The organism is Streptomyces sp. 2A115 (genome assembly GCF_052245575.1).
Classification (GTDB): domain Bacteria; phylum Actinomycetota; class Actinomycetes; order Streptomycetales; family Streptomycetaceae; genus Streptomyces.
Genome location: NZ_JBQQCG010000018.1, coordinates 1 through 19,449, shown reverse-complemented (window position 1 = coordinate 19,449; position 19,449 = coordinate 1). Strand labels below are relative to the sequence as shown.

Annotated in this window: 20 protein-coding genes and 2 pseudogenes; 10 read left to right on the top strand and 12 right to left on the bottom strand. The window is 69.9% G+C overall.

What is annotated here, in order from left to right:
• Nucleotides 1-44: 44 nt before the first annotated feature.
• The 4 genes from ACTWQR_RS17700 to ACTWQR_RS17685 are packed head-to-tail and all read right to left on the bottom strand — an operon-like array spanning nt 45 to nt 4,581.
• The gene (locus ACTWQR_RS17700) at nt 45-1,247 is read right to left on the bottom strand and encodes a Gfo/Idh/MocA family protein (protein ID WP_443228152.1); all 1,203 of its coding nucleotides are present in this window, start codon (nt 1,245-1,247) and stop codon (nt 45-47) included.
• A gap of 14 nt (nt 1,248-1,261) precedes the next feature.
• Entirely contained in the window at nt 1,262-2,635 is a 1,374-nt protein-coding gene (locus ACTWQR_RS17695; protein WP_443228044.1) for an ABC transporter substrate-binding protein, read from the bottom strand.
• Between the two features lie 10 nt (nt 2,636-2,645).
• Nucleotides 2,646-3,584, bottom strand: coding sequence for a carbohydrate ABC transporter permease (locus tag ACTWQR_RS17690; RefSeq protein WP_443228043.1), 939 nt, complete (start codon nt 3,582-3,584; stop codon nt 2,646-2,648).
• Between the two features lie 19 nt (nt 3,585-3,603).
• The gene (locus ACTWQR_RS17685; protein WP_443228042.1) at nt 3,604-4,581 is read right to left on the bottom strand and encodes a carbohydrate ABC transporter permease; all 978 of its coding nucleotides are present in this window, start codon (nt 4,579-4,581) and stop codon (nt 3,604-3,606) included.
• Between the two features lie 161 nt (nt 4,582-4,742).
• Between ACTWQR_RS17685 and ACTWQR_RS17680 the strand changes: the two genes are divergently transcribed.
• Nucleotides 4,743-5,903, top strand: coding sequence for an ROK family protein (locus tag ACTWQR_RS17680; RefSeq protein ID WP_443228041.1), 1,161 nt, complete (start codon nt 4,743-4,745; stop codon nt 5,901-5,903).
• Between the two features lie 76 nt (nt 5,904-5,979).
• Entirely contained in the window at nt 5,980-6,192 is a 213-nt protein-coding gene (locus ACTWQR_RS17675) for a hypothetical protein (RefSeq protein WP_443228040.1), read from the top strand.
• 43 nt (nt 6,193-6,235) lie between these two features.
• Here the strand turns inward: ACTWQR_RS17675 and ACTWQR_RS17670 are convergent, their stop codons facing one another.
• The 5 genes from ACTWQR_RS17670 to ACTWQR_RS17650 all read right to left on the bottom strand — a co-directional run bounded on the left by ACTWQR_RS17670 (nt 6,236) and on the right by ACTWQR_RS17650 (nt 10,347).
• Nucleotides 6,236-7,063, bottom strand: coding sequence for a carbohydrate ABC transporter permease (locus ACTWQR_RS17670; protein WP_443228039.1), 828 nt, complete (start codon nt 7,061-7,063; stop codon nt 6,236-6,238).
• Complete coding sequence (locus ACTWQR_RS17665) at nt 7,060-7,896, bottom strand: carbohydrate ABC transporter permease (protein WP_443228038.1); 837 nt, start codon at nt 7,894-7,896, stop codon at nt 7,060-7,062. Before ACTWQR_RS17665 ends, ACTWQR_RS17670 begins: the two co-directional genes overlap by 4 nt.
• Nucleotides 7,897-8,005: 109 nt before the next feature.
• A complete protein-coding gene (locus ACTWQR_RS17660; RefSeq protein ID WP_443228037.1) occupies nt 8,006-9,364 on the bottom strand; it encodes an ABC transporter substrate-binding protein in 1,359 nt (452 codons plus the stop codon).
• A gap of 57 nt (nt 9,365-9,421) precedes the next feature.
• The gene (locus ACTWQR_RS17655) at nt 9,422-10,156 is read right to left on the bottom strand and encodes a sugar isomerase domain-containing protein (protein WP_443228036.1); all 735 of its coding nucleotides are present in this window, start codon (nt 10,154-10,156) and stop codon (nt 9,422-9,424) included.
• Nucleotides 10,153-10,347, bottom strand: a complete 195-nt coding sequence (locus tag ACTWQR_RS17650) for a hypothetical protein (RefSeq protein ID WP_443228035.1) — start codon at nt 10,345-10,347, stop codon at nt 10,153-10,155. The genes ACTWQR_RS17655 and ACTWQR_RS17650 overlap by 4 nt, the downstream gene beginning before the upstream one ends.
• Before the next feature lie 79 nt (nt 10,348-10,426).
• Between ACTWQR_RS17650 and ACTWQR_RS17645 the strand changes: the two are divergent.
• The 7 genes and pseudogenes from ACTWQR_RS17645 to ACTWQR_RS17615 all read left to right on the top strand — a co-directional run.
• A pseudogene (locus ACTWQR_RS17645) lies at nt 10,427-10,825 on the top strand (alpha-N-acetylglucosaminidase N-terminal domain-containing protein); the annotation flags it as partial.
• Nucleotides 10,762-10,935: pseudogene (locus tag ACTWQR_RS17640) on the top strand (alpha-N-acetylglucosaminidase C-terminal domain-containing protein); the annotation flags it as partial. The pseudogenes ACTWQR_RS17645 and ACTWQR_RS17640, both read left to right, overlap by 64 nt.
• On the top strand, nt 10,911-11,198 hold the full coding sequence (locus ACTWQR_RS17635) for an alpha-N-acetylglucosaminidase C-terminal domain-containing protein (protein WP_443228151.1): 288 nt from the start codon (nt 10,911-10,913) through the stop codon (nt 11,196-11,198). The pseudogene ACTWQR_RS17640 and the gene ACTWQR_RS17635, both read left to right, overlap by 25 nt.
• 27 nt (nt 11,199-11,225) lie before the next feature.
• Nucleotides 11,226-12,023, top strand: coding sequence for a GntR family transcriptional regulator (locus ACTWQR_RS17630; protein ID WP_443228034.1), 798 nt, complete (start codon nt 11,226-11,228; stop codon nt 12,021-12,023).
• 203 nt (nt 12,024-12,226) lie between these two features.
• Nucleotides 12,227-13,333 carry an NAD(P)/FAD-dependent oxidoreductase gene (locus tag ACTWQR_RS17625; RefSeq protein WP_443228033.1) on the top strand — a complete coding sequence of 369 codons (1,107 nt, stop codon included), beginning with the start codon at nt 12,227-12,229 and terminating at the stop codon, nt 13,331-13,333.
• A 202-nt stretch (nt 13,334-13,535) separates the two neighbouring features.
• A complete protein-coding gene (locus ACTWQR_RS17620) occupies nt 13,536-14,261 on the top strand; it encodes an ATP-dependent Clp protease proteolytic subunit (protein WP_443228032.1) in 726 nt (241 codons plus the stop codon).
• A 49-nt stretch (nt 14,262-14,310) separates the two neighbouring features.
• Nucleotides 14,311-14,916, top strand: coding sequence for a ClpP family protease (locus tag ACTWQR_RS17615; RefSeq protein ID WP_443228150.1), 606 nt, complete (start codon nt 14,311-14,313; stop codon nt 14,914-14,916).
• Between the two features lie 145 nt (nt 14,917-15,061).
• Here the strand turns inward: ACTWQR_RS17615 and ACTWQR_RS17610 are convergent, their stop codons facing one another.
• The 3 genes from ACTWQR_RS17610 to ACTWQR_RS17600 all read right to left on the bottom strand — a co-directional run bounded on the left by ACTWQR_RS17610 (nt 15,062) and on the right by ACTWQR_RS17600 (nt 18,166).
• On the bottom strand, nt 15,062-15,463 hold the full coding sequence (locus tag ACTWQR_RS17610) for a helix-turn-helix domain-containing protein (protein WP_443228031.1): 402 nt from the start codon (nt 15,461-15,463) through the stop codon (nt 15,062-15,064).
• A 95-nt stretch (nt 15,464-15,558) separates the two neighbouring features.
• Nucleotides 15,559-16,563: a cation diffusion facilitator family transporter gene (locus ACTWQR_RS17605; RefSeq protein ID WP_443228030.1), complete on the bottom strand. Its 1,005-nt coding sequence runs from the start codon at nt 16,561-16,563 to the stop codon at nt 15,559-15,561.
• Nucleotides 16,564-16,693: 130 nt separating this feature from the next.
• On the bottom strand, nt 16,694-18,166 hold the full coding sequence (locus ACTWQR_RS17600; protein ID WP_443228029.1) for a CAP domain-containing protein: 1,473 nt from the start codon (nt 18,164-18,166) through the stop codon (nt 16,694-16,696).
• Nucleotides 18,167-18,398: 232 nt separating this feature from the next.
• Between ACTWQR_RS17600 and ACTWQR_RS17595 the strand changes: the two genes are divergently transcribed.
• A complete protein-coding gene (locus ACTWQR_RS17595) occupies nt 18,399-19,382 on the top strand; it encodes an aldo/keto reductase (protein WP_443228028.1) in 984 nt (327 codons plus the stop codon).
• Nucleotides 19,383-19,449: the final 67 nt, after the last annotated feature.

Below are 19,449 nucleotides of genomic sequence, written 5' to 3'. Positions count from 1 at the left end.
CGAAGCCCGGCCGGCCTCGCGACCGGCCGGACCGCACGAGGGAGTTACGCCTCGGGCGCGTCCCCGAAGTCCGGGATCTCCAGCCTCGCCCCACCCTGCCGCGCCGACTCGTGCGCGACGATGCCCGGCAGGGTGTAGCGGGCGGCGACCCAGGCGTTCACCGAGGGCAGCGTGCGTGTGTTGACCGCGGTGACGAAGTCGTCCACCAGGAAGTGGTGGCTTCCCTCGTGGCCGTTGTGGAGGTTGTCGAACTCCCGGGGCAGCCGCTCACGGTCGTGCACGGGCGCCGAACCTGACGTGAAGGCCGCCCGGAGCGCGGGCGCGATGTGCTGAAGTGACGGATCATCAGGAGCCAGGGTCGGCTTGGGCTCCAACAGCTCGGTGATGTCCTTCACCCCCTTCTTGTCCTGCCAGAAGCTGACCGTGGCGAGCTGCTCCATGCTGGCGTCCGTTCCGAAGAACCGGAAACGCGACTCCCTGATGTGTGAGGGATAGCCCACCCGCCGGAACTCGTTCGTACGGAACGAGCCGCCGCCCGCGACCTCGAACAGCGCGGTCGCGTTCGAGAAGTCGTTGCCGAACTGGCTGACGTCCTGGTCGAAGACGCCGTCCGCGCGATCGTCCTTGACCCCGATCGCCGACACGCTGACCGCATGCGTCTGCCAGGCGCCGAGCACGCCGCCGACCGAGTGCGTCGGGTAGAGCAGCGGCGGATAGCTGGCGGTCGCCTTCCAGTTCTCGCCGCCGCTGTACTGGTAGGCCTCGTAGAAGCCGAGGTCCATGTCGTGCACGTAGTCGCCCTCGGCGTAGAAGAGCCGCCCGAACGCGCCGTCGGCGATCTGGTCGCGGGCATGCACGGTCGCCGGGTTGTACTGGCTGGTCTCGCCCATCATGTACGTCAGCCCGGTGGCCCGTACCGCGTCGATGATCGCCGCTATCTCCTCCCGGGTGATGGCCATGGGCACCGCCGAGTACACGTGCTTGCCGGCGTTCAGTCCCTGAAGCACCAGCGGGCCGTGGGTCCAGCGCTGGGTGAAGATCGCGACGGCGTCGATCGCCTTCGACTCCAGCATGGCTTCGTACGTGGGGAAGGTTCCCGACAGCCCTTCGGCGGAGGCCAGTTGCTCGGCACGCTCTGGGAGCAGATCGGTGACAAAGACATCGCCGACGCCCGGGTGGGCGAGGAACAGTTTGGCGAACTGGCCGGAGAACTGGCCTGCGCCGACGATGCCGAGGGAGAACGTCATATGGCGGTTGCCCTTCACTGGTTGAGGATGAGGTTGATCTGGTTGTTGGTCTCGTCGAGGCCGGTCACCGGCGCGTCGTTGGCGAAGATGTCCTGCATGGCGGGCTTCATCAGCGCGAGAACGTCGGCCGCGTAGTCGGTGATCGGGTAGGAGAACGTGGTGAAGGTCTTCTTGTCGTCCACCGGCCGGGTGAAGGCCGTGACGTCGAGGCCCTTCTTCTTGTAGGCGGCGACGGCCGCGTCCGTACCGGCCTCGGTCGCGGGGAAGACGATGCCGTAGCTGCCCACGGTCCGCTGGCACTCGTCGGAGGCCAGATAGGCCACCCACTTCTCCGCGCCCTTCTTGTTGGAGGCGTTCTTGGTGATGGAGTCCGCGAGGCCGTTCATCATGGTGGCCCGTTTGCCGGTCGGGCCGACCGGTGTGAGGGCCGTGCCGATGTCCATGCCCTTGAAGCCGTAGTAACTGGAGATCATCCAGGCGCCGTCGAAGGCGGACGCCGCCTTGCCCGCGGCGACCTGCGTGTTGGCCTGGTTGGACTGGGAGTTCCAGTCGGCGAAGGGGACCATGTAGCCCTTCTTCGCCAGGCCGAAGTACCACTTCATGACGGACTGGAAGGTCTTGTCGTCGTAGTGGTAGCGGTCGCCCCAGCGCTTTTCGTTCGTGTAGGTCCAGCCCGCGGACGCGGCGAAGTTGCTCCACTGCGTCTGGCCGTCGCCGTCGCCACCGCCGTTGGTGGCCAGGCCGTACACCTTGACGTTGTTCTTGTCGAAGCCGGGTTCGTCGCCCCGTTTGCCGTTCTTGTCGATGGTGAGGTGGGCGATGGTCTTCTCGAACGTGCCGCCGTCCTTCGGGTTCCAGTCGAGGCTGTTCAGCGTCGTCGCGTCGATGCCGGCCTGCTCGGTCATCTTCTTGTTGTAGAAGAGGGCGACGGTGTCCCAGTCCTTCGGGGCGCCGTAGCGGTGGCCGTCCTTGCCGAGCCAGTTGGCGCCGAGCCCCGGCTGGTAGTCGGCGTCCTTGATGCCCTTGGTCAGTGGGAGTTCGTCGAGCGGCTGGAGCACCTCCAGGTCGGCGAACTGCCCGAACTTCGCGATGTGGTCGGTGAAGACGTCCGGCTCCGTGCCCGCGATGAAGCTCGCGGTGAGCTTGGTCCAGTAGTCGTCCCAGCCCATCTGCGTGATCCTCACGTTCAGGCCGGGGTTCTGCTTCTCGAAGTCCTTGGCGCAGGCCTCGTACGCGGGCAGCTGGTTGGCGTCCCACAGCCAGTACGTCACGGTGTTCGACGACGACCCGGCGGAGCCGCCGTTCGCGCACCCAGCCAGGGACAGCGCCAGTGCTCCGGTCAGCGCGACGAGCGTACGGAATCGCCTCGGGGGCGTATGGAATCGCATCAGGTGCCTCCTACTTGATTCCGGTGAAGCTGATGGAGCTGACGATGCGGCGCGCGAAGAACGCGAACAGCACGAGCATCGGGAGCGCGGCGATGAGCGTCGCCGCCATCAGCCCCGACCAGTCGATGCCCGTCTGCGGGCTCTGCGCCCGGAAGATCGCCAGTGCCACGGTGAGCACCCGGGAGCTGTCGCTGTACGACACCATCAGCGGCCAGAAGTAGTCGTTCCAGGAGGTGATGTACGTCAGCACGGACAGGGTGATCACCGGCGTGGACGCCATCGGGAGCAGCACCCGGAAGAAGATGCCGATCTTCCCCACGCCGTCGAGCAGCGCCGCCTCCTCGACCTCGCGCGGAATGTTCATGAAGAACTGGCGGAGGAAGAAGACCGCGAAGGGAGTCATGAACATGGTGGGCAGGGCGATCCCCAACAGGGAGTCGACCAGGCCCAGTTGCTTGATGAGCACGAAGTTCGGCAGCAGGGTGAAGATCGTCGGCACCATCAGCCCGGCCAGGAAGAGCGCGAAGACCTTGTCCCGTCCGCGCCACCGCAACCGCGCGAACGCGTAGGCGGCCATCGCGGAGAAGAACATCTGGCAGCCGGTGATCAGTGTCGAGACGACCACCGAGTTGAGCAGATAGCGCCAGAAGTCGAGCCCGCCGCCCGCGCCGCCCTGCGCGATCGCCTCTTTGGTGGACTGCATTCCGAGGGCGCGGGCGAAGCCGCCGCCGGTGAAGTCCGCCGGCAGGGGATTGGTGGGGTCGGCGTTCAGTCCGGTGTTGGTGGAGAGCGCGGTGCGCAGGATCCAGTAGAACGGCAGCAGGGTGATGAGGACGATCACGCCCATCACGGTCCAGGCCACGACCCGCCCGAAGGAGGGCCTGGGCCTGGTCCGTCGTACGGTCGTCGTTGGCGCTGGTGTCGGTGGTGTTGTTGTCACGGCAGCCATGTCGGCGTCTCCTTTCCGCTCAGCCGAGGTCGGTCTGGCCGGCCCGGGTGAGCCGGTACTGGAGGACGGTGATCGCGCTCAGCACGACCAGCAGGGCGACGGACATCGCCGAGGCGTAGCCGAACTGGAAGCGGCCGAACGCCGAGCCGTAGATGTAGAACTGGAGCACGTTGGTGGCGTTCGCCGGACCGCCGTTGGTCGTCACCGCGACGGTGTCGAAGACCTGGAACGAGCCGATCACCGTCATGATCAGGACCACCGCGAGCACCGGCCGCAGCAGCGGCATCGTGATGCGCCAGAACATCCGCCACTCGCTCGCGCCGTCGACCTTCGCCGCCTCGTACATGTCGCCCGGTATGGCCTGCAACCCGGCGAAGAGCAGCAGCGCGGTGTAGCCGACGTGCCGCCAGACGTTGATCAGCGCGATGGTCGGGATCGCCCAGGTCTCGTCCGCCAGGAACGGGATGCGGTCGAAGCCGAGGCCCGCGATGATCTCGTTGCCGATGCCGAGCTGGGTGTCGAGCATCCACAGCCAGACGATGCCGGCCACGACGTTCGACATCAGGTAGGGCGTCAGCACGATGCCCCGCAGCACCGCCGACTGCGTGAGCCGCTGGAGGAGGACGGCGATGGCGAGGGCGGAGACTGTCTGGACGCCGATGTTGATGAAGACGTACTCGACGGTGACCGTCAACGAGTCCCAGAAGATGGGGTCGTTGACCATGCGCCGGTAGTTGTCGAGGCCCACCCACTCCGCCGGGGTCAGCAGGTTGAACCGGGTGAAGCTCAGGTAGATGCCCCGCAGCGTCGGCCACAGCAGGAAGACCAGGAAGCCCAGCATGGCCGGCGCGATGAAGAGCGCCGCGAGGGCTCCGTCACCGCGGCCGCCACCGTCGCGGTCTCGTTCTCGCTTCTTGCCGGTCCTCGGCTTCGGCTCAGTCCTCTCGGCGCCGCGCAGTGGCAGACGCGACGGAGGGCTGCTGGAGGCGACGGTCATCGGGAGACTCCCTCGTCTGCGGCTCATCCTCGGGCCCCTTACTTTTGAGGCGAAAGAATCCAGCCGTCAAGAGTCGTGCATGCATCTTTCGAAGCGCGCTTCGACGATCTATCGTGGCTTCATTAGTTCTGCATCGAAAGAAATTGGGTGAAGTTTCGGCCATGAGCGCACGTGCCGCCAGTTGGTTGCCGCTCAGTCCCGGTGAGCGTGCCGTCGCGATAGAGGTGCTCACCCATGGGCCGCTGTCGCGCAGCGACATCGCCCGGCGGCTCGACCTCTCCGCGGGCAGCCTCACCCGGCTGACGAAGCCGCTCATCGAGTCGGGCCTGCTGGTCGAGGTCGCCGAGGGCACGGCGATCGCGGAAGCGCGTCAGGGGCGCCCCTCCCAGCCCCTCGACGTCGTCGCCGACTCCCGCACCTTCCTCGGCTTCAAGATCACCGAGGACATGGTCTACGGCGTCGTCACCACCCTCAGAAGCGACATCGTCGCCCGCCACGACCACCCGCTCACCAGCCATGATCCAGCCGAAGTGGCGGACGTGCTACGGGAGTTGACGGACGAGTTCGCGCTTCGATTCCCCGGCCTGGCCGGAATCGGCATCGGCCTGGGCGGCCGCGCCCAGGACCGGTCCGTCGTCGACGAGTCGGCCTTCCTCGGCTGGCACGACGTACCCCTGGCCCGCCTCGTCGAGGAACGCACCGGGCTGCCCGTCGTCGTCGAGAACGACGTCAACGCACTCGTCGAGGCCGAGAGCTGGTTCGGCGCGGGCCGCGGCCTCGACCGCTTCGCGGTGCTCACCATCGGAGCGGGCCTCGGCTACGGGCTGGTGAGCGGCGGCAAGCGGATCGCGACCGCGGAGGACGGTGTGGGCGTCGGCCGCCACTGGATCGTGGACCCCAACGGCCCGCTCACCCCCGACGGGCAGCGCGGCAGCGCCGTCTCCCTGCTGACCATCCCCAGCATCCGCTACCAGATCCGGGCCGCCACCGGCCGCGACGTGTCGTACGACGAGATCCTCGCCCTCGCCGCCGAGGGCGAGCCCATGTGCGCCCGCGTCGTCGACGAGGCGGCCCGCGCCCTGGGCACGCTCGTCGCCCAGATCGCCAACTTCGCCATCCCGCAGAAGATCCTCCTCGCCGGGGAGGGCGTGGGCCTGGTCGACGTGGCGGCCCCGGTGGTCGAGGAGACCATCCTCGCCAACCGTCATCCGAGGGCCGAGCCGGTGAACCTGGAGACCAAGGTGTCCGACTTCCACGACTGGGCGCGGGGTGCCGCGGTGCTGGCGATCCAGGTGCTCGTGCTGGGGGCCGCCGCGCGCTGATTCCGCTGGTCAACGGCTACCAATAGGTAGCTTTGATGACAGCGACTACTCACATGGTCTTCACGCCGGGCCCCGTATGATTCACGGCATGTCCACCACTCAACGTCGTGCTCCGTTCGACACCGAGCGAACGGCCGCCGAAGTCAACGAGGAGATCCGGGCCCTGTGGCTGCGGGCCGGTGGGACGCTGAGCGGCGAACAGCGGCGGGTGTACCAGCGGCTGGTCCTGGAGTGGTCGGCGGCAGCTCCGCACTCCCACGAGCAGTCGAGATCGCCCAAGGTGGCGTGACCGAGCGGACACAGTGGGCGGAGGGTCGGCGCGGTCGGCGGAGTCACCCCTTCGTCGCCCCCTGCAGCAGTCCCGCGATGAAGCTGCGCTGGAAGGCGACGAAGAGGATCAGGATCGGCAGCATCACGATGATCGTGCCCGCCGCGAGTGTGGGAATGTCCGTGCTGTTCTGCCCGACGAAGAAGCCCAGGCCCGCGGGGGCCGTGTGCTTGGTGGTGTCCTGGATGAGAACCAGTACCAGCAGGAACTGGTTCCACGACCACATGAAGACGAGCAGGCCGAGCGTCATCAGCGACGGGCGGGCCAGCGGCAGCAGGATCCTGACCAGGATCGTGGCCGACGAGGCACCGTCGATGCGGGCCGCCTCCACCAGTGACGCGGGCGTGGACTGGAAGTGGGTGCGCATCCAGAACACGCTGAACGGCATGAACAACGCGATCTCCACCAGGATCACGCCCAGGTAGGAGTTGGTCAGGCCGAGTCCCCGCAGGTCGAAGTAGAGGGGGACCACGATCAGCTCGACCGGGATGGTGAGGCCCGCGATGAAGAAGGCCGCGACCGCGTTGCCGCCCGGGAGCGGCATGGTGCCGAGCGCGTACCCCGCCAGCGCGGCGAGGACCAGCGAGGCGGGGACGACCCCGACCGCGATGACGAGGCTGTGGCGGATGAGGTCGGAGAATCCCGCCACCGACCACGCCTGCTCGTAGTTGTCCCAGCTCCACCGATCCGGCCAGGTCAGCCCCACCACCGGTGTGCCCGCCGGCTGCATGGAGGCGAGGAAGACGCTGAGGAACGGGATCACGACGGCGATGGCCATGACGGTCAGCAGCGCGTAGCCGGACCAGCGTTCCGATCGGGGGGCGCTGTTCATGACTCCGACCTCGACAGACGGTTGATGAGGTAGACGATCGTGAGTATCAGGCAGCCGAGGACGACGGCCAGCGCCGCGGCGAGCCCGACCTTCCCCTCGGAGAACGCCAGCCGGTACACGAGGAGCCCGGGGACCGTCGTCTGCTCGCCCGGACCGCCGTTCGTCGTCACGTACACGATGTCGAAGCTGGCGAGCGCGGCCACCGTCGTCACGGTCATGGCAACGGCGAGTTCACCGCGCAGCTGCGGCAGGGTGACGGAGACGAACTCCCGGACCGGGCCCGCCCCGTCGATCCGGGCCGCCTCGTAGAGGCTCGGGTCCACCTTCTGTACGCCGCTGAGGAAGAGCATCATGCACAGGCCGCTCAGCACCCAGGTGCCGACGAGCCCCACGGCGATCAGCGCGGCGCCGAAGTCGCCGAGCCACGCCCGCGTGACCCCGTCCAGGCCGACCGCGCGGAACACCTGGTTCACCAGCCCGTCGTCCCCGTACAGCCAGCGCCACGTCACGCCCACCGCGACCAGCGGGATGACCTGCGGGAGCATGAACAGGAAGCGGTACGCCGCCATGCCGGGCCGCCGGTAACGGGCCAGCAGGCCGGTCATCGCCAGGCCGAGCGCGATGGGGATGAAGGAGAAGAACACCACCAGCACCAGGGCGTTGACCACGGACCGGCGCAGGATGTCGTCCTGGAAGATCTCCTGGTAGTTGCCGAGGCCGACCCAGTCGCCCAGCGTGACGCCGTCCCACTCGAACAGCGAGAGATACGCGGTGTGCAGGGCGGGCAGGACCGCGAAGAGGAAGTAGACGGCGAAGGCGGGCAGCACGTACACGTAGCCGCGCCAGGGGCTGCGCCAGCGGGACTTGGCGCCCGGGGTCCGCGCATGTGGAGCCGGCGTGCTTCGAGCCGGGGCACCTGAAGCCGGGGCCGGAGTCGGCGGCCTACTCCCCATGGTGTTCCTCCCACTCGTCCTGAAGAGAGTCGAGGTAGTCCGCGGGCTCGGTGCGGCCCGCGATGAGCTTCTGGACGCCGGAGCGCAGCCTGTCGAGCATGGCGGGGGCGGCGAAGTCGGGGAACGTCGTGATCCCGTCGTCGGCCACGGCCCGCCGGTGGCCTTCCGCGACGTCGGCGAGCACGCCTTCCGGCTTCGCCACGGCCTCCGGATTGGGCGGGAGGAAGCCGTTGTCGCTGATGATCTGGCCGGCCTCGGGCGTGGTCAGGAAATCGAGGAACGCACCTGCCGCCTCGGGGTGTTCGGTCTGGGACGAGACGGCGTACGAGACGCTGAACCCCGAGGCCACCGTGGGATCGTCGGCGTTTTCGCCCGGCATCGGGAAGAAGCCGACGTTGTCTCCCATGACGGTCGCCAGTTGTCCGGCGGCCCAGTTGCCGTTGATCAGGAAGGCGCTGTCGCCCTGCGTGAACTGTGCGGTGGAGTCGAGCTGGCCGGTGCCGTTGGCGGACTCGTTGTAGTAGCCCTTACGGCCCCACTCGATGACGAGTTCGCCGGCGGTGATCGCGCCCTCCCCCTCGATGGTGGCGCCGTCGGTGCCGTTGACCCAGTCCCAGTAGTCGTCCGTGGGCATGGTCTGGTTGAGGAGGGCGGCCCACAGGTGCAGTCCGCCGGAGTCGAGGGCGCCGACGCCGAGCGGCGTCAGGCCCGCGTCCTCGGCGGTGGCCAGCTGGTCCTCGAACTCCGCCAGGGTCCTGGGCGGGCCGTCGATCCCGGCGCGCTCGGCGAGCTCCTTGTTGTAGTAGATGCCGGTCATCGACAGACCGGCCGGGACTCCGAACAGGGCCCGCCCGCCGGTGGCTTCGCTGGTCCGCCCGGCGGTGAGCTGGTCGAGGCTGACTGCCGGTATCGACTTGTCCCAGCCGTACGCCTCCCGGTAGGGCGCCAGGTCGAGAATGTGGCCGTCCGCCGCGAGGTCGGTCATCCCGACCGCGTACTGGGCGATGTCGGGAGCGGTGTCGGAGGTCATGGTGAGCTTGAGGTTCTGCACGTAGTCGGAGAACGTCTTGTACTGCGGCTCGACCGTGATCCGGGGATGGTCCTTCTCGAACGCGGCGATCAGCGCGTCCACCATCAACGGGGCGTCGGCGAACTGCAGGCGCAGGGTGACGTCCTCGTCCGGCACGGCGGTCGAGGACGGCATGCTTCGTTGCCCCGGCGCCTCGGCCGCGCTGCCAGGGGTGAGAGCGTCGCAGGCGGCGAGCGGCAGTACGAGGGCGACGGCACAGGCCAGGGCCGCGATGCGGCGGCGGCACACGCGGCGCACCTGGTGCGTACGGTCCATCATCGGCCTCCTTGCGGGGTCTCGTCGGGCGGATGAGCGGTGCAGCGGTGCATCGGTGCGTCAGCCGCGTGGACAGCGGTCTCTGACCTTCTCCAGGAGCGCGTTGTTGTGGCGCTCGGCGTCGTCGGCGGTGTTCTGACTGACTATCAACGGCGGTGCCTGCCCGTGGTGTTCGGCGAGCAGCTCGGCGGCCCGGCAGGTCAGGGCGTTGACGAGCGCCGTCCCCACCGCCGTGGACAGGGCCCCCACGGCCAAGTCGCCCAGGGGCACGACGGCGTCTCCGGGGCGGCCGTGCGTGTCGATGACGACGTCGGCGATGTCGAGCAGCCGCTGCCCGCCGGTGTGCCGGGACTCGGCGGCCAGGGAGTGGGCCCGGTTGGTGACGGCGACGACGGTCGCGCCGAGTTCGCGCGCCCCGAGGGCGAACTCGACCGGCACGGCGTTGATACCGGAGTTGGAGATGACGACCACCACCTCTCCGGCCCTGATGTCGGCCGTACGCAGGATCGCCGCCGCGTAGCCGCTGACGCGTTCGGCCGCGCCCGCGTGCCGAGGAGCGGTGGGGGAGAGCGCCGGGTCGGCGATCACGTTGACGGGCGCGAGGCCGCCCGCGCGCAGGAGCGGTTCGATGGCGACCAGCTGCGAGTGGCCGCTGCCGAAGTAATGGACGACGCCCCCGGCGGCGATGCTGTCCGCGATGGCGCGGGCGGCGCGCTCGACGGCGGGCCGCTCGGTGGCGGCCAGCGCGGTGAGGTTCTCCTGGAGAGCGGCGAAGTAGGCGAGATCGGCGTTCATCGTGGGGAGGCCACCTGAGGGATCGGGATCGGAGTCGAGGCCGGGGTCGACGCGGCACGGCACCAGCCGGTCTCTCCGCCGTCGACGGCGACCGTGACGTGACGCCGTCCGGCGGTGGCCGTTGTGCCCGTGGCCGCTGTGACCGTGTCCGGTGTTCTGGTGAGTGCCGCGGTGCGCTGGGTCGACTGCATCTCGCTGTCCTGGCCGTCCTCTCTTCGGAGGCGGCGGCTGGGAAGCCGCTGGCGTGGCTGTGGACCGTACCAGAGGGCCATGGGGCTGCACAGCCTCCGGACCAGCCGACCGTACACGCGGTCGATTTCCTTGACCGTCCTCTCCGTCGAACCTAGCCTGAGCGCCTGTGGTACGTACCACGATCGACGTCGGCAGGAGCCGGTCCGGACGATGACACCACCCGAAGAACAAGGCGCGGCAGGCCAAAGTCCGCAGGACCCGGCTGCCCGGCAGTTGCTGCATCGCCTCCTCGGGGACCGGGCCGCGGAGTTCACCATCGACGTGGTGCCCGGGGAGAGCGGGGCGACGCGGCTGCCTGCCGAGCCCGACTGGTACGAGGTCGACGCCGGCCCGGAGGGTGTGGTCCTGCGCGGATCCAGCGGCGTCGCGGGCGCCTCGGCGCTGCGCTGGTACCTGCGGACCGCCTGCCGGACGCAGATCACCTGGCCGACGCCAGAAGCTGGGCGTCCACCACCGCCGAGGCCGAGCCGTACGAGGCCAACGCGGGGCGCATCCTCACCCTCTGGGGCCACGCCCGCAGCGAGCTCCACGACTACTCGGGCGGCACTGGTCCGGCCTCGTCCGCTCCTTCCACCTCCCCCGCTGGCGGCACTGGTGCGAGCACATCGCCCAGGCGCTGGAGACCGGATCCCCTTGTCGCGCCGAGGAATTCGAGGCGTCCCTGATCGACTGGGAGGAGCGGTGGACCGCCCTCCGGGGCGAGACGGCGCCGCCCGGCCCGGACACCACCGGGGCGACCCTGGACGTGGTGCGTACGCTGATGCCCCGTTACCGCGCCCATCTGCGATAGCGGACACGTGCGAACCGCGGAGTGAATGTGACGGTCGAGGACAGGCGCGGAGACGACGGCCCGGCGGCGGAGTCCGACACGACGGAGTTCGACAGGCCGGAATCCGACAGGCCGGAATCCGAGACGACGGAGTCCTACAAGCACGAGGCGCTGCGGCGGCGGCTCCAGGCCGACATCGCCCGGATGCGGCCCGACGAGGCGCTACCCACCGAACGTCAGCTCGCCGAGCGGTACGAGGTCAGCAGGGCGACGGCCCGGCGCGCGCTCCAGGCGCTGCGCGAGGACGGGCTCATCCGCAGTGTGCGGGGCGTGGGGACGTTCGTCTCGCACCCGCAGATCACCAAGACGTCGGCGCTCACCTCGTTCTCGGAGGACCTGCGATCGCGAGGCTACCGTCCCAGCTCCGAGCTTCTCGCCGCGGAGCTGGTCGAGGCCGACCTGCACCACGCCACGGCCCTGGGCGTCGACCCCGGCACCACCCTCCACCGCATCGAACGGCTGCGCCTCGGCGACGACTTCCCCATCTGCCTGGAGACCGTCTATCTCTCCGCCGAGCGCTTTCCGAACCTCGACGAATCGCTGCTCAGGGGATCACTGTCGGAGGCGTTGCAGGTCACCCATGGTGTCCGCGTGGTCCGGGCGACCCAGCAGATCCGGGCGGTGAACGTGACCGGCCGCCAGGCGCGACTGCTCGGCGTCAAAGAGGGTTCCGCCGCCCTGCTCGTGCGACGCACGGCCTTCGACGACACGGGACACGTCGTGGAGTACGGCGAGTCGCTGTGCCGTGGCGATCTGTACGAGTTCTCGCTGGTGGTGACGGAGTAGGGCAGGGGCCCGCCAAGGCGGTCGGCCCGTCGGAGCCGGGGTTCACCGGAACAACTGGACTGAGCTGTCCCGTGCTTCACCGAACGCACACGCTTCCCGACTGTCTCTTGAACTTTCAATGGCTAGGCTCGTGCACGAAGGAGCGGTCGCACGGCCATACGCCGTGATCCGCCGTTCCCACGCGCACGATGGGAAGGCTGGAGATGCCTGACGGCGATGTCGTGGTGATCGGCGGCGGCTACGCGGGTGTCCGCCTGGCCAAACGACTGGACGACGTCGCGCGGGTCACGCTGGTGGACCGCAAGGATGTCTTCTTCCACCGGATCGCCTCCCTACGCGCCAGCACGCACAGCGACTGGACCAGGACCCCCTTCATTCCGTACGACCGACTGCTGGGCAACGGCCGTGTGGTCATGGGCAAGGCGGTCCGGGTGGAGGCCCGCGAAAGGCACGTGGTGCTGGCCACGGGGGAGCGGCTGCCGTACGACGTGGTGGTGATCGCCACGGGCGCCGACTACCCCGAGCCAGCCCGCTTCACCGGAACCAGCGAGGAGGAGGCCGCCAAGTCCTTCCGGCAGCACCAGGAGCGCATCGCCGCAGCCGGCAGCGTCCTCGTCGTCGGCGGTGGGCCCGCGGGTGTGGAACTCAGCGCCGAGATCCGGCTGGCCCACCCGGACACCCGGGTGATCCTCGCGCACGCCGGCCGGGCGCTGCTCGAATCCGTCGGGAGCGCCCGGGCCGGGCGGCGGGCCCTGGCCTGGCTGGAGTCCCACGAGGTGGAGGTGCGGCTCGATACCTTCGTCTCGCCGGGCAACGACTTCGGCGTCTACCGCGACGCACGGGGCAACACGTTCGCCGCCGATGTGTCCTTCTGGACCAGCGGCACCACCCCCAACACGCTCTGGCTTCGCCTGGGCGGACACGGCGACTGGCTGAACGAGACGGGTCACGTCAAGGTCGACCAACTGCTCCGGGTCGACGGGCGGCTGGACGTCTTCGCCGTCGGCGACGTGACCGATGTGAGCGAGGCCAAGATCGTCCCGGCGGCTTCGGCCCAGGGCGACGTGGCGGCGCACAACATTCGTGCCTACCTCCAGAGTTCCGGGAAGCACCGCAAGGAGCCCCGCTTCCACCGGCCCATGCGCCGCGCGCCCTTCTCGGTGCCGTTCGGTCCGGCCGACGGGATCACCGTGCTGCCCATGCCGCGGGGCGAGACCGTGGTCCTGGGCGGCCGCACGACCGCCGGGATGAAGGCCAAGACCCTCCTCGTACCCCATATGCACCGCCAACTCGGCCGCTCCGCTCCCTGATTCGCCCCTGTCCCTCGTGGCCACCCGCGCCGAACATCGCGACCTCGTCCGGCTCGGCCGCGCTGCCTGCCCCTCCCCGTGATCCGGCCGCTCTGCCGTCGGCGAATCTGCTGCGGGCCAAGATTCCTTACGCGCCGGCGCCGACGGGCCGAGGGTGGAGTCACCGCGGTGACTCGGGCCGCGGCCACCACAAGGAGGAGCGATGGCACCATTCAGCACTGGAGTCGGTACCGGATGTGGTACCGGGCTCGGTACCGCGCCGGGCACCAGGCCAGGCACGGGCCTCGGCGGCGGCTGGGCCCCGGCCCTGGCACCCCGAGCCGAGGAGGGGGACACCCCTCCGTCGCGGTTCGACGACCATCTCGCCGCCCAACTCCTCAACCAGCGCATCGTCTTCCTCGGCACCCAGGTCGACGAGGTCTCCGCGAACCGCGTCTGCGCCCAGTTGCTCCTGCTCTCCGCGGAGGACTCCCGCACCGATATCGGCCTCTACATCAACAGCCCGGGCGGTTCCGTCCACGCGGGACTGGCGATCTACGACACGATGCGGCTCATTCCCAACGACGTGTCGACCCTGGCCATGGGATTCGCCGCGAGCATGGGGCAGTTCCTGCTCACCGTCGGCACACGCGGCAAGCGCTACACGCTGCCGAACGCGCGGATCATGATGCACCAGCCCTCGGCCGGTATCGGCGGCACCACCGCCGACATCGCCATCCAGGCCGAGAACCTGCAGTTCACCAAGCAGACCATCGAGCGGATCACCGCCGAACACACCGGCCAGACCGAGGAGACGGTCTCCCGCGACGGTGACCGCGACCGCTGGTTCACCGCCGAGCAGGCGATGGCGTACGGCATGGTCGACCGCGTCGTCGAGTCCCTCGACGACGTCCGTCCGGCCACCTCGAAGCGACGGATGGGACTCTGACATGGGGCGCATGGGAGACATGGACGCCATGGGTCGGTACGGGATCGAGATGAGCCAGTACACGATCCCGAACGTCGTCGAGCGCACCCCGCAGGGCGAGCGGGCGTACGACATCTACAGCAAGCTGCTGTCCGAGCGGATCATCTTCCTCGGCACCGAGATCGACGACGGGGTCGCCAACGTCGTCATCGCCCAGCTGCTCCACCTGGAGTCGTCGGGCCCCGAGCGGGAGATCGCGATCTACCTCAACTCGCCCGGCGGCTCGTTCACTTCACTGATGGCCATCTACGACACGATGACCTTCGTCAGTGCGCCCATCTCGACGTTCTGCATCGGACAGGCGGCCTCCACCGCGGCGGTGCTGCTGGCCGGGGGAGACTCCGGACGGCGCTTCATCCTGGAGCACGCCCGGGTGTTGCTCGGACAGCCCGCGAGCGGTGGTGCGCGGGGCACGGTCTCCGACCTCAGCCTCCAGGCCAAGGAGATGATCCGCATCCGTTCCCAGGTGGAGGAGGTCCTGTCCCTGCACACCCACCACACCGTCGAGACCCTCCGCGCCGACATGGACCGCGACAAGGTCTTCACCGCGCAGGAGGCGGTGGAGTACGGGCTCGCCGACGAGGTGGTCGGCCGAAGGATGCTGTCCGCCGCCTGACGGGCTGTGCGAGGGTTGTCTGATGGCCGTCTGACGGTTGTCTCTTCAGGCTTGCGGCGTCGCGGTGCCGCCAGACAGCCATCAGACGGTCCAAGCGCCCTCGGGCTTCAGCGCCTCGGACTCCAACGCCTCGGGCTTCAGCGCCTCAGGCGGCGAGGCGCACGTCGCCCGGCCGGGACTGCGTCTCGGTGGGCCGGGGCGCGATGCGAGACCTCAGCGGACGGGCCGGCCGAGTCGGCTGTGCGAGTCGGCCGTGGGCCAGGGCGAGCAGATCGGCGAGCCCGAGGCCGAGCGCGTGCGCGGCCGCGGCGAGAACCTCCGACGAGGCCTCCTTGCGGCCGCGCTCCAACTCGGAGAGGTACGGCATCGAGATGCGGGCCGAGTCGGCGACGTCCTTGAGCGTCCGCTCCTGGGCGAGCCGTTCGCGCCGCAGGACGTCACCGACGACGTCCCGCCACAAGGGCTCCTTGGGCGTCGGCTCGGTGGGCTCCGTCGGCACGGGGCGCAGGGGAATGACACGGGCTTGGTCGGGCGCGTGGCTGCTCACTGCTCCACCCTAGGAAGCGGGGCGCGCTTCAGGGAGGTCATTGCGTTCTGCCCTCGGCGAATCATGGCCGTCACCGGCCCAGGAGCCACTGCCGCTCAGTGGGCGTGCGGCTCGTCGCGGTGCACCGGGCCGTGCGGGGCCTCGCAGTGCGAGCCGTCGTCGTCGACGCGGGTGCGGACCTCCAGAACCTCCGCGGGGGCGTGGTCGATCTGGAGCGTTGTGTGGCTGATCTCGTAGTCGCTCTGCAGGATCTTCTCCAGGTCCCGGCGCACCGTGTGGCAGTCCGCCACGGGGTCGACCAGGACGTGCGCGGACAGGGCGGGCTGCCCTGATGTGATGGTCCAGACGTGCAGGTCGTGCACCTCGGAGACCAATTGGTGCGCGACCAGACGGTCCCCGATGCTGTCCGGGTCGAGGTGCGCGGGCGCCGCCTCCAGGAAGATCCGCCCCGACTCCCGTACGAGCCCGTAGCCCGCCTTGGCCATGAGGACCACCACGACCAGTGTGGCGATGGCGTCGGCCCGCGCGAACCCGGTCAGGAGTACGACGAGACCGGCGATCGCGGTGCCGATGAACGCGAACAGGTCGTTGAGGATGTGCTGGTAGGCGCCCTCGACATTGAGCGAGGTCCGGTTGGCCTTCGATATGCACCAGGCCGCCGCGATGTTCACCACGATCCCGGCCAGGGCCGTGCCGAACACCAGCCCGCCCTCCACCGCGGGCGGATCGATCAGCCGCCGCACCGCCTCGTACGCCAGCCAGGCGCCGAGCAGCAGCAGGGTCAGCCCGTTCGCCTGCGCGGAGAGGATCTCGGCACGCTTGAGGCCGTACGTGAAGCCGCCGCGGGCCGGCCGCGCGGCCAGCCGCATCGCGATCAGCGCCAGCACGATGGACACGGCGTCGGTGAGCATGTGCGCCGCGTCGGAGATCAGGGCGAGCGACTGGGCGAGGATGCCGATGACGACCTCGGCCGCCATGAACGAGGTGATCAGCGTCAGGGCGATCGCGAGCCACCGGCGGTCCGCGTCGGCGGCCACACCGTGCGAGTGCCCCGCGTGCCCCCCCGACCCGTGATCGTGGTCGTGGTGCGCGCTGGTCATGTGTGTCCCCCTCGATCCAATGTCCGACCCCCGCAGTGAAGCGCACCTCGCGGAGATCGGCAAAGGCTGCACCGGTGACCGTTGTCATCATCGTTAACAGGCCCCTGACCAGCGTCGATGACGGGTTCGGTCAGGCGCCGAAGAGCTGCGTCCAGTACGTGCCCGCCGAGCCGCCGCCCGCGAAGCCGACGCCTATGTGGGTGAAGGCCGGCTTGAGGATGTTGGCACGGTGCCCGGGGCTGTTCATCCAGCCGTCCACGACCTCGGCGGGGGAGCGCTGGCCGCATGCGATGTTCTCGCCGATGGTGCGTCGGGTGCTGCCCGCGGCGGCGGCCCGGTGCCAGGGCTCGCTGCCGTCGGGGGAGGTGTGGGAGTAGAACGCGCGGGTCACCATGTCCGCACTGTGCGCCTGCGCCGCAGCGGCGAGCAGCGGATCTCCGGCGAGCGGCGGCAGGCCGGCCGAGGCTCGTTCGGCGTTGGTGAGCGCGATGACCTCGGCGGCCGTCCGCGCCAGTCCTGCCGGGGTGAGGGGGCGGGCCCACAGAGCCGTCCAGTAGAGGGTGCCGGAGCGGTTGTCGGCCACGTACGCCACGCCCGCCTCGGTGAACGCCGGGTCGTGGAGCGTACGCCGCGACTGCTCGCCCGAGAGGCAGTACTCCACGAACTCCGCCGGGGTGCGCGGACCGGAGACGAGGTGCTCGCCGACCGTGAGATAGGCGTAGCCGCCCGCGGTGACGCGCTGGTGGACCGAGAGCCCGTCCGCGCCCTCCGAACCCAGGCGCCCTTGTGCGGCCATGCCCGCGGCGTGCGTCCGCGCCGCGGCGGTCAGCCGGGCGTCCAGGGAGACGGGCGGGGAGCCGGCGGCGGCACGGGCGGAGTTCACCAGGCCGAGGTAGCCGTCGGGCGCGCTTGCGGTGGGAGCGGTACGAGGGGTTACGACGGAGGGGGAACGGGGGACCCCGGCCGGTGCCGGGGCGGTGCGCCCCGCCGGTGTACGGCCGGCGCCCCGGAGCCGCCCGAGCCCGGCACGCGCGGCGCTCAAGGCCGTCGTGACACCGGCGGTCCGGGAGCCTCCGGGCACCGAGCCTCCGCCCGGAGCCGCGCCGCCCGCTGCCGCACCGGCGTCCTCGCTGACCTCGACCCCGAAGTCCCGCGCGATCCCGGCCAGTCCGTCCGCGTACCCCTGGCCCAGTGCGCGCAGCTTCCAGGTGGTCCCGCGCCGGTAGATCTCGGCGAGCAGCAGCACGGTCTCCTGCTGGGGACGGGCCGGGGTGAACCGGGCGAGGAGGCGGCCGCCCGAACCGGTCACCCGCAGGGTCGGCGCGGGCAGCCGGCCCAGCGGGGTGCCGGGATCGGCGGGGCTGACGACCACGGTGACGCGGCTCGCCCCGGCCCGCAGCCCGCGCGGGTCGACGGTGAGCGTCTCGCCGTGGAGCTGGGCGCCGGGCGCGGTCGGCTGGTTGTAGAACACGAAGTCACCGTCGCCGCGCACCTTGCCGCTGTCGTCGGTGATCAGCGCGGACACGTCGAACGGGCCGGGCACCTGGAGGGTCAGGGTGCCGCCCGGCAGGGGCAGATTGCCTCCGGGTACCAACTCGCTCATCGGTGCCGCCTGTCGGGGTGCTGGGTCACGGTGCGCGCCCCGAGGGGCCTTGCCCGGACAACGTTCCACGGGGGCGCCTGGGTTCCTGACCGGTGAGGAGAGGACCGACGGAGGACAGACGGGCAGGGCGCGGGAGATCACCGGAGCAGCCGCGTCCGCCGTCGTCGCCTCGATGGCCTCGTTGTCGGGGGCGGCGTCCGGACGGGAGCGGGCCGGGTGCCAGACTGATCCCATGGACGAGCGCGAATTCAGCAGGTCAGGACAGCACGCATCGGTCGTCGGACTCGGCACCTGGCAACTCGGTGCCGACTGGGGCGACGTGGACGAGAAGGACGCCCTCGCGGTCCTGGAGGCCGCCGCCGAGTCGGGGGTGACGTTCTTCGACACGGCCGACGTGTACGGCGACGGGCGGAGCGAGGAGACCATCGCCACGTTCATGCGCAGCCGGCCCGACCTCCACGTACTGGTCGCGACCAAGATGGGCCGCCGAGTCGACCAGGTCCCGGAGAACTACGTCCTGGACAACTTCCGTGCCTGGAACGACCGTTCGCGCCGCAACCTCGGTGTCGACCGCATCGACCTGGTACAGCTGCACTGCCCGCCGACCCCGGTGTACTCGTCCGACGAGGTGTTCGACGCTCTGGACACCCTTGTCGAGGAGCAGCGGATCGCCGCGTACGGCGTGAGCGTCGAGACGTGCGACGAGGCGCTGACGGCGATCGCCCGCCCGGGCGTGGCCAGCGTCCAGATCATCCTCAACCCGTTCCGCATGAAGCCTCTTCGGCAGGTCCTGCCCGCCGCGCGGGAAGCCGGCGTCGGCATCATCGCCCGTGTCCCCCTCGCCTCCGGGCTGCTCTCCGGCAAGTACACGAAGGACACGGTCTTCGCGGAGAACGACCACCGGACGTTCAACCGCCACGGCGAGGCCTTCGACCAGGGCGAGACCTTCTCCGGCGTCGACTACGCCACCGGTGTCGAGGCGGCGGCCGAGTTCTCCGCCCTGGCCCCGGAGGGCCGCACCCCGGCCCAGCTGGCGCTTGCCTGGATCGTCCAGCAGCCGGGCGTGACCACGGTGATCCCCGGGGCCCGCTCGCCGGAGCAGGCCCGCGCGAACGCGGCCGCCGGGAAGCTGCCGCCGCTGCCCGCGGAGACGCTCGCGGCGATCTCGGACCTGTACGAGCGGCGGATCAAGGAGCAGGTGGAAGGCCGCTGGTGACCGTCGTCCGCGGCTGGTTCCGGGCTGAGCGCGCGGTTCCCCGCGCCCCTGAAAGGGCGCGGGGAAA

Bases quoted from the DNA above. Each gene is read 5' to 3' on its own strand.
- ACTWQR_RS17700 (WP_443228152.1), bottom strand. From the start codon at position 1,247: ATGACGTTCTCCCTCGGCATCGTCGGCGCAGGCCAGTTCTCCGGCCAG.
- ACTWQR_RS17695 (WP_443228044.1), bottom strand. From the start codon at position 2,635: ATGCGATTCCATACGCCCCCGAGGCGATTCCGTACGCTCGTCGCGCTG.
- ACTWQR_RS17690 (WP_443228043.1), bottom strand. From the start codon at position 3,584: ATGGCTGCCGTGACAACAACACCACCGACACCAGCGCCAACGACGACC.
- ACTWQR_RS17685 (WP_443228042.1), bottom strand. From the start codon at position 4,581: ATGACCGTCGCCTCCAGCAGCCCTCCGTCGCGTCTGCCACTGCGCGGC.
- ACTWQR_RS17680 (WP_443228041.1), top strand. From the start codon at position 4,743: ATGAGCGCACGTGCCGCCAGTTGGTTGCCGCTCAGTCCCGGTGAGCGT.
- ACTWQR_RS17675 (WP_443228040.1), top strand. From the start codon at position 5,980: ATGATTCACGGCATGTCCACCACTCAACGTCGTGCTCCGTTCGACACC.
- ACTWQR_RS17670 (WP_443228039.1), bottom strand. From the start codon at position 7,063: ATGAACAGCGCCCCCCGATCGGAACGCTGGTCCGGCTACGCGCTGCTG.
- ACTWQR_RS17660 (WP_443228037.1), bottom strand. From the start codon at position 9,364: ATGATGGACCGTACGCACCAGGTGCGCCGCGTGTGCCGCCGCCGCATC.
- ACTWQR_RS17655 (WP_443228036.1), bottom strand. From the start codon at position 10,156: ATGAACGCCGATCTCGCCTACTTCGCCGCTCTCCAGGAGAACCTCACC.
- ACTWQR_RS17650 (WP_443228035.1), bottom strand. From the start codon at position 10,347: ATGCAGTCGACCCAGCGCACCGCGGCACTCACCAGAACACCGGACACG.
- ACTWQR_RS17625 (WP_443228033.1), top strand. From the start codon at position 12,227: ATGCCTGACGGCGATGTCGTGGTGATCGGCGGCGGCTACGCGGGTGTC.
- ACTWQR_RS17620 (WP_443228032.1), top strand. From the start codon at position 13,536: ATGGCACCATTCAGCACTGGAGTCGGTACCGGATGTGGTACCGGGCTC.
- ACTWQR_RS17615 (WP_443228150.1), top strand. From the start codon at position 14,311: ATGAGCCAGTACACGATCCCGAACGTCGTCGAGCGCACCCCGCAGGGC.
- ACTWQR_RS17605 (WP_443228030.1), bottom strand. From the start codon at position 16,563: ATGACCAGCGCGCACCACGACCACGATCACGGGTCGGGGGGGCACGCG.
- ACTWQR_RS17600 (WP_443228029.1), bottom strand. From the start codon at position 18,166: ATGAGCGAGTTGGTACCCGGAGGCAATCTGCCCCTGCCGGGCGGCACC.
- ACTWQR_RS17595 (WP_443228028.1), top strand. From the start codon at position 18,399: ATGGACGAGCGCGAATTCAGCAGGTCAGGACAGCACGCATCGGTCGTC.